General features: G+C 70.0%; 13 protein-coding genes and 1 pseudogene. 9 read left to right on the forward strand and 5 right to left on the reverse strand.

Going from position 1 to position 14,587, the window contains the following annotated elements; all coding sequences use genetic code 11:
• Position 1: 1 nt before the first annotated feature.
• On the forward strand, positions 2 to 1,783 hold the full coding sequence (gene resB, locus OJ254_RS10665; RefSeq protein WP_265362153.1) for a cytochrome c biogenesis protein ResB: 1,782 nt from the start codon (positions 2 to 4) through the stop codon (positions 1,781 to 1,783).
• Positions 1,780 to 2,868 carry a c-type cytochrome biogenesis protein CcsB gene (gene ccsB / locus OJ254_RS10670; protein WP_265362154.1) on the forward strand — a complete coding sequence of 363 codons (1,089 nt, stop codon included), beginning with the start codon at positions 1,780 to 1,782 and terminating at the stop codon, positions 2,866 to 2,868. Before resB ends, ccsB begins: the two co-directional genes overlap by 4 nt.
• Positions 2,869 to 2,994: 126 nt before the next feature.
• Here ccsB and OJ254_RS10675 read toward each other — a convergent pair whose 3' ends face one another.
• The 3 genes from OJ254_RS10675 to OJ254_RS10685 all read right to left on the reverse strand — a co-directional run bounded on the left by OJ254_RS10675 (position 2,995) and on the right by OJ254_RS10685 (position 5,865).
• The gene (locus OJ254_RS10675; protein WP_265362155.1) at positions 2,995 to 4,422 is read right to left on the reverse strand and encodes an alkaline phosphatase family protein; all 1,428 of its coding nucleotides are present in this window, start codon (positions 4,420 to 4,422) and stop codon (positions 2,995 to 2,997) included.
• Between the two features lie 214 nt (positions 4,423 to 4,636).
• Complete coding sequence (locus OJ254_RS10680) at positions 4,637 to 5,314, reverse strand: DUF4291 domain-containing protein (RefSeq protein WP_265362156.1); 678 nt, start codon at positions 5,312 to 5,314, stop codon at positions 4,637 to 4,639.
• Positions 5,315 to 5,436: 122 nt separating this feature from the next.
• Complete coding sequence (locus OJ254_RS10685) at positions 5,437 to 5,865, reverse strand: PLD nuclease N-terminal domain-containing protein (protein WP_261956969.1); 429 nt, start codon at positions 5,863 to 5,865, stop codon at positions 5,437 to 5,439.
• 88 nt (positions 5,866 to 5,953) lie between these two features.
• Between OJ254_RS10685 and OJ254_RS10690 the strand changes: the two are divergent.
• Together OJ254_RS10690 and mqnP are read left to right on the forward strand one after the other, a co-directional pair.
• Positions 5,954 to 7,410 (forward strand): annotated as a pseudogene (locus OJ254_RS10690) (menaquinone biosynthesis decarboxylase).
• Complete coding sequence (mqnP, locus tag OJ254_RS10695) at positions 7,410 to 8,312, forward strand: menaquinone biosynthesis prenyltransferase MqnP (RefSeq protein WP_265362157.1); 903 nt, start codon at positions 7,410 to 7,412, stop codon at positions 8,310 to 8,312. Before OJ254_RS10690 ends, mqnP begins: the two are co-directional and overlap by 1 nt.
• A 75-nt stretch (positions 8,313 to 8,387) precedes the next feature.
• Here mqnP and OJ254_RS10700 read toward each other — a convergent pair whose 3' ends face one another.
• Complete coding sequence (locus tag OJ254_RS10700) at positions 8,388 to 9,017, reverse strand: rhomboid family intramembrane serine protease (protein ID WP_265362158.1); 630 nt, start codon at positions 9,015 to 9,017, stop codon at positions 8,388 to 8,390.
• Between the two features lie 294 nt (positions 9,018 to 9,311).
• On the opposite strand from OJ254_RS10700, the gene OJ254_RS10705 reads away from it, so the two are divergent.
• The gene (locus tag OJ254_RS10705) at positions 9,312 to 10,061 is read left to right on the forward strand and encodes a UbiX family flavin prenyltransferase (protein WP_265365114.1); all 750 of its coding nucleotides are present in this window, start codon (positions 9,312 to 9,314) and stop codon (positions 10,059 to 10,061) included.
• Here the strand turns inward: OJ254_RS10705 and OJ254_RS10710 are convergent.
• A complete protein-coding gene (locus OJ254_RS10710; RefSeq protein ID WP_261956972.1) occupies positions 10,058 to 10,192 on the reverse strand; it encodes a hypothetical protein in 135 nt (44 codons plus the stop codon). The two genes, OJ254_RS10705 and OJ254_RS10710, sit on opposite strands and share 4 nt — an antisense overlap.
• Before the next feature lie 119 nt (positions 10,193 to 10,311).
• Here OJ254_RS10710 and OJ254_RS10715 point away from each other — a divergent pair, with 119 nt between their 5' ends.
• From OJ254_RS10715 to OJ254_RS10730, 4 genes are all read left to right on the forward strand, one after another.
• Positions 10,312 to 10,770, forward strand: coding sequence for an Lrp/AsnC family transcriptional regulator (locus OJ254_RS10715; RefSeq protein WP_261956973.1), 459 nt, complete (start codon positions 10,312 to 10,314; stop codon positions 10,768 to 10,770).
• A gap of 284 nt (positions 10,771 to 11,054) precedes the next feature.
• Positions 11,055 to 12,218: an aminofutalosine synthase MqnE gene (mqnE, locus tag OJ254_RS10720; RefSeq protein WP_261957556.1), complete on the forward strand. Its 1,164-nt coding sequence runs from the start codon at positions 11,055 to 11,057 to the stop codon at positions 12,216 to 12,218.
• 175 nt (positions 12,219 to 12,393) lie between these two features.
• The gene (locus OJ254_RS10725; protein ID WP_265362159.1) at positions 12,394 to 12,684 is read left to right on the forward strand and encodes a DUF4229 domain-containing protein; all 291 of its coding nucleotides are present in this window, start codon (positions 12,394 to 12,396) and stop codon (positions 12,682 to 12,684) included.
• 477 nt (positions 12,685 to 13,161) lie between these two features.
• A complete protein-coding gene (locus OJ254_RS10730; protein ID WP_423835877.1) occupies positions 13,162 to 14,502 on the forward strand; it encodes a dicarboxylate/amino acid:cation symporter in 1,341 nt (446 codons plus the stop codon).
• Positions 14,503 to 14,587: the final 85 nt, after the last annotated feature.

Below are 14,587 nucleotides of genomic sequence, written 5' to 3' on the forward strand. Positions count from 1 at the left end.
GATGTCCACCAAGACCGACACCCCCCGCGACCCCGGCACCGGCACCCCCGGCACCGACGACACGGGCAGCGACCTCGGCGCGGCCGGCTCCCAGCTCTCCACCGCGCCCCAGGAAGACGTCACCCTGCCCTCGCTCGGCCCGGTCGGCTGGGCCCGCTGGTTCTGGCGGCAGCTGACCTCCATGCGGGTCGCGCTGCTGCTGCTGTTCCTGCTGTCGATCGGCGCCATCCCCGGCTCGCTGATCCCGCAGACCAGCATCGACCCCGTCAAGGTCGACCAGTTCAAGGCCGACCACCCCACCCTCGGCGACGTCTACGACAAGCTGGGGATGTTCCACGTCTACAGCTCGGTGTGGTTCTCCGCCATCTACCTGCTGCTGTTCATCTCCCTGATCGGCTGCATCATCCCGCGCAGCTGGCAGTTCGTCGGCCAGCTCCGCGGCCGCCCGCCGGCCGCCCCCCGCCGGCTTACCCGGCTGCCCGCCTACACCACCTGGCGCACCGACGCCGCCCCCGACGACGTGCTCGCCGCCGCCGAGCGGATGCTGAAGAAGCGCCGCTTCCGCGCCCACCGCGCCGGCACCGCGGTCGCCGCCGAGAAGGGCTACCTGCGCGAGGTCGGCAACCTCGTCTTCCACCTCGCGCTGATCGTGATGCTCGTCGCGTTCGCCGTCGGCAGCCTGTGGAAGTCCGAAGGCGGCAAGCTGATCACCGAGGGCGACGGCTTCGCCAACAGCCTCACCCAGTACGACGACTTCAAATCCGGCGCGTTCTTCGACACCGACACCATGGAGCCGTTCGGCTTCACCCTCGACAAGTTCGACGCGACCTACGAACGCTCCGGACCGCAGAAGGGCACCCCGCGGATCTTCCGCGCCCACATCCGGTACTTCTCCGGCGCCGACGGCAAGGAACACAAGACCACCGTCGAGGTGAACACCCCCCTCGACATCGCCGGCTCCAAGGTCTACCTGCTCTCCCACGGCTACTCGCCCGACGTCACCGTCAAGGACGGCCGCGGCAAGACCGTCTACAACGGCGCCGTGCCCTTCCTCCCCCAGGACCCGAAGAACTTCACCTCCACCGGTGTCGTCAAGGTCCCCGGCGCCCGCACCAAGGACGACAAGCCCAACCAGCTCGGCTTCCAGGGCTTCTTCGTCCCCACCTTCGGCGGCAAGGGCTCCGGCTCGATGTTCTCCACCTTCCCGGCCCTCGACAACCCGCGCCTGGTCCTCACCGCCTACCACGGCGACCTGGGCGTCGCCTCCGGCCTGCCGCAGAACGTCTACCAGCTGAACAAGAAAGACCTGAAGCAGTACCAGGTCGACGGCCGCGCGGTCGCCCAGATGATGAAGCCCGGCGAGACCATGAAGCTCCCCGGCGGTGACGGCAGCATCACCTTCAACGGCGTCAAGACCTGGGCCAGCTTCAAGATCAGCCACCAGCCCGGCAACGGTCTCGCCCTCACCGGCGCGGTCGCCGCCCTCCTCGGCCTGGCCGGCTCCCTCTTCATCCAGCGGCGCCGCGTCTGGGTACGCGCCGAACGCGGCGAGGAGGACGGCGTCACCGTCGTCGAGATGGCCGGACTCGGCCGCAGCGAATCCGCCCGCCTCCCCGAGGAACTCGGCGACCTCGCCGCGGCCCTGGAGCCCGACGCCCCCCTCGCCGCGCACCCCGACCCCGCCCCGGACGCCGGACCCACCCCCGCCACCCCCTTGGAAGACCCCGCGGAGCCCACCGACTCCGACGGTCCTGCTGACCCCTCCGAAGGAGCGCGCGCGTGAACCTCGCCGCCGCAGCCAACGAGACACTGGCGCACAACAGCAATGTCCTGGTCTATTCGGCCATGGCGATCTACACCCTCGCCTTCGTCGCGCACATGGCCGAGTGGGTGTTCGGCAGCCGCAGCAAGGTCGCCCGCACCGCCGCCGCCCTCACCCCGAACGCCACCGCGGCGGCGCCCGCCACCGTCACCGCCGAACGCCAGGGCGGCGGCACCGCCGTACTGGAACGGCCCAAGGTCATCACCAAGTCCGCGGCCGGCAGCCGCGACGTCCCCGACGGCCCCGGTGCCGCCGGCGGCACCGAGAAGGGCGACCTCTACGGCCGCATCGCCATCTCGCTGACCGTCCTCGCCTGGGCGCTCCACGTCGGCGGCGTCATCACCCGTGCCCTGTCCGTACAGCGTGCCCCCTGGGGCAACATGTACGAGTTCTCCACCACCTTCGCCGCCGTCGCCACCGGCATCTACCTGCTGCTGCTCGTCCTGAAGAAGAACGTCCGGTGGATCGGCCTGCCCCTGATCACCACCGTCCTGCTCGACCTCGGCCTCGCCGTGTCGGTGCTCTACACCGCCAGCGACCAGCTCGTCCCCGCGCTGCACTCCTACTGGCTGTGGATCCACGTCAGCTGCGCGATCCTCTCCGGCGCCGTCCTCTACCTCGGCGCCGTCGCCACCCTGCTGTTCCTCTTCCGCGACCGCCACGAGGCCAAGCTCGCCGACCCCGCCGGCAAGCAGCCCGGCGCCTTCGCCTCCTCCGTCCTGGAGCGGCTGCCCTCCGCCGCCTCCCTGGACAAGTTCGCCTACCGCGTCAACGCCACCGTCTTCCCCCTGTGGACGTTCACGATCATCGCGGGCGCCATCTGGGCCGAGGCCGCCTGGGGCCGCTACTGGGGCTGGGACCCCAAGGAGGTCTGGTCCTTCATCACCTGGGTCGCCTACGCCGGTTACCTGCACGCCCGCGCCACCGCCGGCTGGAAGGGCCGCAAGGCCGCCTGGCTCGGCCTGATCGCCTTCGCCTGCTACCTCTTCAACTACTACGGCGTGAACATCTTCGTCACCGGCCTGCACTCCTACGCCGGCGTCTGACCCGCCCGCACCACCGCGGTGCCGTACGGAACGCCCTCGGGCGCACCCGTACGGCACCGTCGTCGTTCCACGGCCGGAATCCCACCGGACCCCGGCCCCGGCCCGCTCGCGCCGCCGGCCGCGACCTCACCGCCGCCGGCGCCGCCCCCGCTCCTGCCGCGGCGGCTCCTGCCCCGCCCCCGGCAGCGTCGGCTTCGGCAGATGCGCCACCTCCCACTGCGCCTCCGCCAGCTGCTCCGCCGTGTCGTCCGGCAGCCGCGGCGGCCGGCGCGCCGCGTGCCGGAAGCCGAACGCCGACGTCAGATCGCCGAACGCCGCCCGCCGCCAGTCACTGATGTTCGGCTCCGCCACACCCGTCCAGCGCTCCAGGAACTGCAGCACCGACGTGTGGTCGAACGGATCACCGGCCGCCCAGCCGCCCACCGTCCACGGCGACACGATCAGGCACGGCACCCGGAAGCCACCGCCGATCGGCAGCCCCCGAACGAACTCGTCCTTGGTCCCCGGCGGCGGCACCGGCGGCGGCACATGATCGAAGAGCCCGTCGTTCTCGTCGTAGTTGAGGATGAAGACCGTCTTGGCCCACACCCGCGGATTCGACGCGATCGCCTCCAGCTTCTGCGCCACGTAGTCCGCGCCCGCCGCCGGCAGATAGTCCGGGTGCTCCGACTGGTGACTCGTCGGGATCAGCCACGACACCGCCGGCAGCCGGTCATTGCGCGCGTCGTCCTCGAACGTGCCGGCCGGCTGCGGCCGCACCCCCCGCTCGTACAGGGGATCGCCCGGCTGGGAGTCCCGGAACGTCTGGAACTGCTCCAGCAGGTTGCAGCCGTAGTCGTCCTCCTCCTGGTACACCTTCCAGCTGATCCCCGCGGCCTGAAGCCGCTCCGCGTACGTCGTCCAGCGGTACGGCTTCGGCGCGGTGTTGTTCAGCACCGGCCCGCCCAGCGTGCCGCCCGGGTCCAGGGTGCCGGTCATCCAGTACAGCCGGTTCGGCCAGGTCGGCCCGAAGACCGAGCAGAAGTAGTTGTCGCACAGCGTGAACGCCTCGGCCAGCGCGAACTGGAACGGGATGTCCTCCCGCGTGTGATAGCCCATCACATACGGGCCGTTGACCCCGTCCGCCTTGCGGTGCGCCGGCAGCCAGCGGTCCATCTTGCCGCCGTTCCACGCCTCGTGCTGCACCGACCAGGCATGACTCGTGGAGGGAATGGCCTGGGCGCTGGACGTGTGGGTGTTGAGCCGGAACGGCAGCAGATAGCCGTCCGGATTCTCCGCGTCCGGCTGGTGGAAGACGTCACGGCCGTCCGGGAGCGTCAGCGCGTCCGGGTCGGCGAAGCCGCGGACGCCGCGCAGCGTGCCGAAGTAGTGGTCGAACGACCGGTTTTCCTGCATGAGCATGACGACGTGCTCGACGTCGTGCAGCGAACCGTGACGTGCGGGTCCGGCGGCGACGGCCTTTTGAACGCTGGGCGGCAGCAGAGTCAGCGCGGCGGCGCCACCGATCGCGCCGGCCGCGGAGCCGAGGAGTCTGCGTCGGGTCATGTCGGGCATATGTGCCACTCTCCCTGAGTCGCGTGAGCCCTCAGTGGGCCGACATGACTGTGGCGGCGGGGGAGTTCCCGGGGCAGGGGGAGGCATCTGAACGCTGCGTCAATTGGCCATGAATTACCGTGAGTTGGCCAGACCGCGCTACGTCTCGTACGCCACGCGAAGCAGTCCCCCACGGACCGCGCGGTGGCCGGAATTACGCGTTTACCGACCTGCGTCAGGACACGCGGCCGAGCCCCGGAGTTCCCTCGGGTGCCGGGTACGGACGCTCCTCGGGCAGCAATCCGGCCGCCCCCGCCACGTCCCCCGCCGCCACCCGCGACCGCACCTCACGCGCCAGCCCGGTCACGTCCGTGATCCCCACCGTCCACTCGTCCGCGTACCGCCGCGACGCCTCCCCGGCCAGGCCCAGCTGCAGCGAACGGTACGGCAGCGCCCGCAACCACAGATCCCGCTCCGGATCCCACTGCACCCGCGCCGGCGCCTCCCTCAACTGCCGCCGCCAGGCATCCCGGTCCGCGTGCTCGCCCCGGTCGTAGTGCGACAGACACGCGTGCCGCAGCGCCCAGTCGAAACCCGCCCGGTCGATCTCCACCGCCAGCACCTTCTCCTGACCGGCCTTGGACGCCCAGCCGCAGCGGTACATCATCCAGAGGAACGACGGCTTGATCCACGTCATCCGCTCCCGCTTCCACGCCACCGGGAACCGCCCGTCCCGCGCCGCCGGAAGCCCCAGCTCGGGCGCGTACGCCTGATAGACCGTGACGGTCCGTTCGGTGTGACGGGCGCGGATACGACGGACAGGCTCGGCGCCCGTGGGGGAGGTGGTGCCGGTGAGGTCGCTGATGACGGGCTCGCCGCTGACGGGCCCGGTGCCGGGCGGGACGGTGCTCATGAGCGGCCATCCTGGCGGAGGGTGATCGGGCGGGGCCACCGAATTGCGGACCGGCGGGACCGCCGCACCGCGGACCGCGGGAGGTGCCGGCCACCGGCCGGCCGTCGATGCCCGGCCGAGCGCTAGTCCTTGGCCGACGGCGGCGTGTCCTCGTTGCCCTCCGACGCCTCACGGCTCCTGCGCCGCAGCTCCTCCTCGCGGCGCCGCAGATCCGCCTCCCAGTCCTTCAGCAGCGCCTCGTCCTTCTTGTTCTCCTCCTTGAGGGAACGCAGGAACTCCGGATTGTCGTCCGGCGCCACCCACTTCGCCGTGCTGTGGTTGCGGTGCCACTCCGCCGGCGTACTGCCGCCTCCGCCCGCGACCGCGTGCCGGTGCTTACCCGCCACCAGCCACGCGATCGGACCGATCAGCACCTCGCCGAAGAGCAGGATGACGATCACCCAGACCACCTTCGGCAGCCCGCGCACCTGCGACTCGGGGGTGTTGAGGCAGTCGATGAACGCGTAGATCCACAGTGCCAGCACCAGAAGGAACGGCAGATACCTGAGCATTGCGGAACGGGCCCCCTGCAGACGACGGCGGCCCCTCGGCAGGGCCCGGTGACCCGCTCAGGGTAGTGCGTACCCGATACTGGAACGCATGGCTTACGACGATCTCCGCTCGTTCCTGCGCGCTCTTGAGCGGGAAGGTGACCTCAAGCGCATCAAGGCCGAGGTCGACCCGTATCTCGAAGTCGGCGAGATCGTGGACCGGGTGCAGAAGGCCGGCGGCCCCGCGCTGCTCTTCGAGAACGTCAAGGGCTCGGCGATGCCCCTCGCCATGAACGTCTACGGCACCGACCGCCGCCTCCTCAAGGCCCTCGGCCTCAAGGCGTACGAGGACATCAGCGCCAAGATCGGCGGCCTGCTCAAGCCCGAACTCCCGCACGGGTTCGTGGGGTCCGCGAGGCGTTCGGCAAGCTCGCCGGCATGACGCACGTCCCGCCCAAGAAGGTCAAGGGCGAGAGCGCCCCCGTCCAGGAGGTCGTGCTCACCGGCGACGACGTCGACCTGGACAAGCTCCCCGCCCTCTTCACCTGGCCCAAGGACGGCGGCTCGTTCTTCAACCTCGGCCTCACGCACACCAAGCACCCCGAAACCGGCGTCCGCAACCTCGGCCTCTACCGCCTCCAGCGCCACGACAAGCGCACCATCGGGATGCACTGGCAGATCCACAAGGACAGCCGCAACCACTACCAGGTGGCCGCCAAGCGCGGCGAGAAGCTGCCGGTCGCCATCGCCTTCGGCTGCCCGCCGGCCGTCACCTACGCCTCCACCGCCCCGCTCCCCGGCGACATCGACGAATACCTCTTCGCCGGCTTCCTCCAGGGCAAGCGGATCGAGATGGTCGACTGCAAGACCGTCCCGCTCCAGGTCCCGGCACACGCCGAGGTCGTCATCGAGGGCTGGCTGGAGCCCGGCGAGATGCTCCCGGAGGGCCCCTTCGGCGACCACACCGGCTTCTACACGCCGCAGGAGCCGTTCCCCGCGCTGACCATCGACTGCGTGACGATGCGCAAGCGCCCGCTGCTCCAGTCCATCGTCGTCGGCCGCCCGCCGACCGAGGACGGCCCCCTCGGCCGGGCGACGGAACGCTTCTTCCTGCCCCTCCTCAAGATCATCGTCCCGGACATCGTGGACTACCACCTCCCCGAGTCCGGCGGCTTCCACAACTGCGCGATCGTCTCGATCGACAAGAAGTACCCCAAACACGCCCAGAAGGTGATGCACGCCATCTGGGGCGCGCACATGATGTCCCTCACCAAACTCATCGTCGTCGTCGACGCCGACTGCGACGTCCACGACCTCCACGAGGTCTCCTGGCGCGCCCTCGGCAACACCGACTACGCCCGCGACCTGACCGTCGTCGAAGGCCCCGTCGACCACCTCGACCACGCCTCCTACCAGCAGTTCTGGGGCGGCAAGGCGGGCATCGACGCGACGAAGAAGTGGCCCGAGGAGGGCTACACCCGCGACGGCGGCTGGCCCGACATGGTCGAGTCCGACCCCCGCACGGCGGCCCTCGTCGACCGCCGCTGGAAGGAGTACGGCCTCTGATGACCAGCGCCTCCGCCGCCCTCCCGCAGCCCGGCCGCACCAAGGCCTTCCTGCGCCTCGTCATGATCGAGCACTCGGTCTTCGCGCTCCCCTTCGCCTACATCGCCTCCCTGACCGCGATGTACCAGCGCGACAAGCGGATCGACTGGCTCCTGCTGCTCCTCGTCACCATCTGCATGGTCGGCCTGCGCACCTTCGCGATGGCCGCCAACCGGATCATCGACCGCGAGATCGACGCCCGTAACCCCCGCACCGCCCACCGCGAACTCGTCACCGGCGCGGTCTCCGTGAAGTCCGCCTGGACCGGCGCCCTGATCGCCCTCGTCGTCTTCCTCGGCGCGGCGGCCCTGCTCAACCCCCTGTGCCTGGCCCTCGCCCCGGTCGCCGTCGTGCCGATGGTGGTCTATCCGTACGGCAAGCGCTTCACCAACTTCCCCCAGGCCATCCTCGGCGTCGCCCAGGCCATGGGCCCGATCGGCGCCTGGATCGCCATCACCGGCACCTGGTCCTGGGACGCCGTGGTCCTCGGCCTCGCGGTCGGCATCTGGATCGGCGGCTTCGACCTGATCTACGCCTGCCAGGACGTCGACACCGACCGCGAGATCGGCGTCCGGTCCGTCCCGGCCCGCTTCGGCATCCCCGCCGCGATCTGGGGCGCCCGCGGCTGCCACCTCGCCACCACGGCGCTCTTCGCCTGGTACGCACTGGCCACCGGCGCCGGCCCCTTCTTCTGGCTCGGCCTGCTGATCGTGGCGGCGGCCTTCCTCTACGAGCACACCATCGTCCGGCCGCACGACCTCACCCGCCTCAACCGGGCCTTCTTCCAGGTCAACGGCTTCATCGGCATCGCACTGTTCGTGTGCGCGCTGCTGGACCTGGTGGTGCGGGGGTTGTCGGTCTGACCCTGAGTCTTCGCCGTGAGTGGGGGCCAGGGCCTGACCGAGGGGTCAGGGTCGGAAAGGCCCTGGTGGTGGGGGCTAGTGGTGTGTGGGGAGTGAGGGGCCCGGCAGGGCGGCGTGGGGGCGGGTGCGCAGGGTGAAGGCCGCGGTGATGCCGCCCAGGAGGCCGAAGAGGTGGGCCTGCCAGCTGACCTGGCCCGCGGTCATCGGGAGCGCGCCCCAGAGGATCGAGCCGTAGACCGCGCCGACGGCGAGGCCGATGACGATGTCGAGGGGGGAGCGCTCGATGAAGCCGCGCACCAGGAGGTAGCCGAAGAGGCCGAAGATGACGCCGGAGGCGCCCGCGGTGTTGCTGCCGGGTGCGGCGGTGAGCCAGACGCCGAGGCCGCTGGCGAGGATGATCAGCAGGACGACGGCCAGGAAGCGGCGGATGCCGCTGCGCAGCGCGGCGAGGAAGCCGAGCACGAGCAACGGCAGGGTGTTGGCCGCCAGGTGGCCGAAGCCGAAGTGCAGGAAGGCGGCCGGTACGACGTCGACGAGCTCGGAGGGCTCGCGCGGCTCTATGCCGAAGGTGTCCAGGGCGCCGCCGGTGATGACGTCGACGCCTTCCAGCAGCCAGAGCAGCGCGACCCAGCCCAGCATCAGCACCAGGCACGTCGCCAGCTTGGCCCGTCCTTGTCGCGTCCCGGTGCGCCCCGTCGCCGTCATCCCTGTCCGCCCGTCATCGCGTCCCGCCCCGTCATCCCTCTCCACCCCTCATCGCGTCCCGTCATAGCGTCCCGTTCCCCGTCATCACGCCCCGTCCCCGTCATCCGGTCATTCGTCCGGTAGCCGTCGCGGTTGCCCGTTCTGCTCCCGCCCGGCCCCCACCTCACAGCTAAGAACGGCCATGACCGGGTTCCTGGTTCCGCCGGATAGGCTCGATGCGTGGAGCCGCCGCACAACAACACCAGTCACGACACGAGTCGCCACGTCCGTCAGGACGCCCCTCATGACGCCCCCATGGATGACCGGCCCGACGCCGGCCTGGATGGCCGACCCGACGCCGGCCGGCCGGGCGCCGAGCGTCGTCGGCCCTGGGTGGTCGGGATTTCCGGGGCGTCCGGGACGCCGTATGCGGCGTCCGTGTTGCGGGGGCTGCTCGCTGCCGGTGAAGCGGTGGACCTGGTCGTGAGCCGGGCGTCGCGGTTGACGCTGCTGGATGAGACCGGGATCGCGTTCCGGGACGCGCATTGGCGTGCCGACCTGCGGGAATGGCTGGCGCGCGGGGCGGACGGGAAGCCGGGGACGTTTCCGGTGACCGACGCGGAGCTGGCACGGGTGCGCTACTGGGCGGCCGGGGATCTGGCGGCGGGCCCGTCGTCGGGTTCGTACCCGGTGAAGGGGATGCTGATCGTCCCCGCCAGTACGGCGTGCGTGGCCGGGGTGGCGCTGGGGCTGTCGAAGGACCTGCTGCAGCGGGTGGCGAGCGTGACGCTCAAGGAGCGGCGCCGGCTGGTGGTCGCGGTGCGGGAGACTCCGCTGAACGGTCCGACGCTGAAGCATCTGGTGACGCTGGACGAGGCGGGCGCGATCGTGCTGCCCGCCTCGCCGGCGTTCTACGCGGGGGCGACGCACATCCAGGATCTGGTGGATTTCGTCGCGGGCCGGGTGCTCGATGCGGCGGAGGTGCCGCACGGGTTGTACCGGCGCTGGGAGGGGGAGCTTCGGGGTGGCTCCAAGGATCAGGAGGAGGCCCCGGACGCTCCTTAGCGCTTCTTCGCCGCGGCGGCGCGCCCGAAGAGGCGCCGGGCCCGCGGTTCGGCGAGCTTGTGGGCACGTGAACGATTGGCCTGGTCCTGCAGCTCGCGCATGCGGGCGTAGGCCATCTCGATCGAGTACACGGTGACAACTCCTGTGAGATCGTCTTTGATCGCTTGAAAATCGCAGGGACTAGGCCCTGTGTGCCTTAGATTCTACATGCAGAACTCGAAAATGCGTAAAGATTGGAAGGCTTGAGGGCATGGACGCGGTGGATAGGCAGCTCATCCAGGCGCTGCGTGAGAACGGCCGGGCCTCGTATGCGGAGCTCGGCCGGCTCGTCGGCCTCTCCGGGCCCAGCGTCACCGACCGGATCAACCGCCTCGAAGCGGCCGGAGTGATCACCGGTTACCGCGCGACGGTCGACGCCGCCTCGCTCGGCCTCGGCGTCACCGCCCTGGTCGGCATCTCGCTGTCGGACGCGGCCGACCACGAGGACGTGGCCCGCCGGCTGCGCGACCTCGAAGAGATCGAGGACTGCTGGTTCATCGCCGGCGACGACTCGTACATGCTCAAGGTCCGGGTGGGCGACGTGGACGGGCTGGAGCGCACCATCCGGCGGCTGTCCGGCACCAAGGGCGTCTCCCGTACGCGCACCACGATCGTGCTGTCCACCAAGTGGGAGAACCGCGTCGGGGAACTGCCCGAAGAGGCCGAGTAGGACGACGGGCGGACGACGGGGGAGGCGACGGGGGGCGACGGGAGCGAGTGAGCCCCCGGGGCTGCCCTCGGCCCCGGCCCTGCCCCGCCCCCGGCCCCGGTCGGCGGCCACCCGCGGACACGCCACCCGTGGACACGCCGCCCGCGGGCGGGTGGGCCAAGGGCGCCCCGTCCGCGCCGATTACGGGGGAGTACGCTCGACGAAGCCCGTTTCCGGCACCGAGACCGTGCCGCGGGTCGGCACAGATACGGCAGAGACTGGGAGGCGACCGGATGGCTGCGTCGATGGATGTGGGCCTCAAGCGTGAGCTGGAGGCGAAGGTCCACGCCGGGGAGCGGCTGACCCGCGAGGACGGTATCGCCCTCTACGAGTGCGACGACCTGGCCTGGCTGGGCGGTCTCGCCCACGAGGTGCGCACCCGCAAGAACGGTGACGTCGTCCACTTCAACGTCAACCGTCACCTCAACATGACGAACGTGTGCACCGCCTCCTGCGCGTACTGCTCCTTCCAGCGCAAGCCGGGCGAGAAGGACGCGTACACGATGCGCATCGAGGAGGCCGTCCGCCTCGCCAAGGCGATGGAGAACGAGAACCTCACCGAGCTGCACATCGTCAACGGCCTGCACCCGACCCTGCCGTGGCGCTACTACCCGCGCTCGCTGCGCGAGTTGAAGAAGGCGCTGCCGAACGTCTCCCTGAAGGCGTTCACGGCGACGGAGATCCACCACTTCGAGACCATCTCGGGGCTGTCCGCCTCGGAGATCCTCGACGAGCTGATCGACGCCGGCCTGGAGTCGCTCACCGGCGGCGGCGCCGAGATCTTCGACTGGGAGGTCCGGCAGCACATCGTCGACCACCGCACCCACTGGGAGGACTGGTCGCGGATCCACCGCCTGGCGCACGAGAAGGGCCTCAAGACCCCCTCGACGATGCTCTACGGGCACATCGAGGAGCCCCGGCACCGCGTCGACCACGTGCTGCGGCTGCGTGAACTCCAGGACGAGACCGGCGGTTTCCAGGTCTTCATCCCGCTGCGCTACCAGCACGACTTCGTCGACATGCAGGACGGCAAGGTCCGCAACCGGCTCCAGGCGCGCACGACCATGGCCACCGGCGCCGAGGCGCTGAAGGTCTTCGCGGTCTCCCGCCTCCTCTTCGACAACGTCCCGCACGTCAAGTGCTTCTGGGTGATGCACGGTCTGCAGACCACCCAGCTCGCGCTGCAGCACGGTGCGGACGACATGGACGGCTCGGTCGTCGAGTACAAGATCACGCACGACGCGGACAACTACGGCACGCCGAACAAGCTGACCCGCGAGGACCTGCTGGAGCTGATCCGCGACGCCGGATTCCGGCCCGTCGAGCGCAACACCCGCTACGAGGCGATTCGCGAGTACCCGGGCCCGGACCCGGACCGCCGCGAGTCGCCCCAGCCGATGCGCGTCTGAGGACGTCTGCGCGCCTCCGGGCCCCTCTTGGGGCCCCGGAGGCCCAGGACGAGGCTGCAAGCCAGGCGCAAAGCCAGATGCAAAGCCGTGCGGCAGGGGCACGGAAGATCGCCCCTGCCGTTGTGCTTGACTGGAGGCGACCCTTTCGGTTGCCGTTGAGAAGAAGGTCCCGTCCGTGAGTAGCCACAAGTTCGCCACGCTCCGCTACACCGCCCTTCGCCTCGGCCTGTTCGTCGCCTGCTTCGCGGTGGTGTGGGTGCTGGCCTACTTCCAGATCATCCCGCTCGCGGTGGGCGCGGCGAACACCGTCTGGTTGCTGCTGCTCTCCATCGTGATCTCCGCGCCGCTCAGCTTCGTGCTGCTGCGCAAGCAGCGGGACGCGATGTCCGAGCAGCTCGTCGCCAAGGTCGACCGCCAGCGCGAGCGCATCGCGGCCAGCGCGGGCCAGGAGGACGACCTCGTCTGACGCCGCCGCCCGGCGTCCACCCCCGGTGGCACCCGTGGCCGTGCGGCACCCGTGGCCGTGCGACACCCGTGGCCGTGAGGCCCCCTGGCCGTGAGACACCTCACGCCCCCTCATCCGTCCGGCAGGCGCCGGTCCGTGGAGCTCCCCTCCATGGACCGGCGCCTGTCGCGTTGTTGACGCCCGTTCCGCTGCCGGCTCCCCGGGGAACCCCCATGGAACCCAAAGATTTTCTTTGGGTTCCTCAAAGTTCGAGTGTTAACGTACTTGTCATGAAGACAGCAGCCGCGCCTTTGCCCCCCATGAGCGTTCCGCTCGTGGCGCGCCTGCACGTCGATCTTTGCCGCTGTATGTCCGCGGCCTGTCGTCGCCGCTGACCGACCTCATCCAGCGGCCGGAGATCCTGCCTCTTCCGTACGGACCTCCTGGCGCTCTTTCACGCCGTTTCCCGACGCCTTATCTGTCCCCGGAGTGTGTCCGTTGTCCACGTCGTCCGTGCCGTCCACGAAGACGCCGAAGTCCTCCCGCATACCCAAAGTCCCGTTCTGGGCCCAGATCCTGGCGGGTCTCGCCCTGGGTGTGCTGCTCGGCTGGATAGCCAAGAGCAATGACCTCGGCTGGCTCACCTCGACGCTCCAGCACATCGGCGACCTCTTCGTCCAGCTGCTGAAGCTGGCCGTCGCCCCGCTGGTGTTCTTCGCGATCCTGGTGTCGATCACCAACCTGCGGCAGGTCAACAACGCCGCCCGGCTCGCCACCCGCACCCTGCTGTGGTTCATGGCCACCTCGCTGATCGCGGTGGCGATCGGCCTGGCCATCGGCCTGCTCACCCACCCCGGCGCGGGCACCGGCCTCACCCCCAAGGACGGTAAGCTCCCCGAGCACGCCGGCTCCTGGATCGACTTCCTGACCGGCATCGTCCCGACGGACGTCATCACCCCGTTCACCGAGCTGAACGTCCTGCAGATCGTCTTCATGGCGGCCGTCGCCGGTATCGCGGCGCTCCAGCTCGGCGAGAAGGCCGAGCCGGTCCTGAAGCTCAGCCGCTCGGTCCTCGAACTGCTGCAGAAGGCCCTGTGGTGGGTCATCCGCCTCGCCCCGATCGGCACCGTCGGCCTCATCGGCAACGCCATCGCGACGTACGGCTGGAACCTGATCGGCAAGTACGCGACCTTCACCGTCGACATCTACGTCGGCTGCGCGATCGTCCTCTTCGGCGTCTACCCGCTGCTGCTGGCGACCGTCGCCAAGGCCAACCCGCTGCAGTTCTTCCGCGGCGCCTGGCCCGCCATCCAGCTGGCCTTCGTCTCCCGCTCCTCGGTCGGCACCATGCCGGTCACCCAGCAGGTCACCGAGCGCCTCGGCGTGCCGCGCGAGTACGCCTCCTTCGCGGTGCCGTTCGGCTCGACGACCAAGATGGACGGCTGCGCCTCGATCTACCCGGCGATCGCCGCGATCTTCATCGCCCAGATCTTCGACGTCCACCTCGCCGTCGGCGACTACGTCCTGATCGCGTTCGTCTCCGTCATCGGCTCGGCCGCCACCGCCGGCCTCACCGGCGCCACGGTCATGCTCACCCTGACCCTCTCCACCCTGGGCCTGCCCCTGGAGGGCGTCGGTCTGCTGATGGCCATCGACCCGATCCTGGACATGATGCGGACGGCCACGAACGTCGCCGGCCAATCGGTCATCCCGATCCTGGTCTCCGCCAAGGAGAAGATCCTGGACCGCGAGGCCTACAACAGCGCGAAGAGCATCAGCCCGACCGCGGCCACTGTCACCGACACGGAGCAGAAGGCCGCCGTGCCGGCTGCCGCATAGCCTGAGTTGGTTGCTTTCCGCCTGCGCCCCGATCTCGTGGAGGTCGGGGCGCAGGCGTGTCCGCCTCGGACATGGGTGAGCGCCT

It is taken from the genome of Streptomyces endophytica, assembly GCF_026153355.1.
Lineage (GTDB): Bacteria > Actinomycetota > Actinomycetes > Streptomycetales > Streptomycetaceae > Streptomyces > Streptomyces endophytica.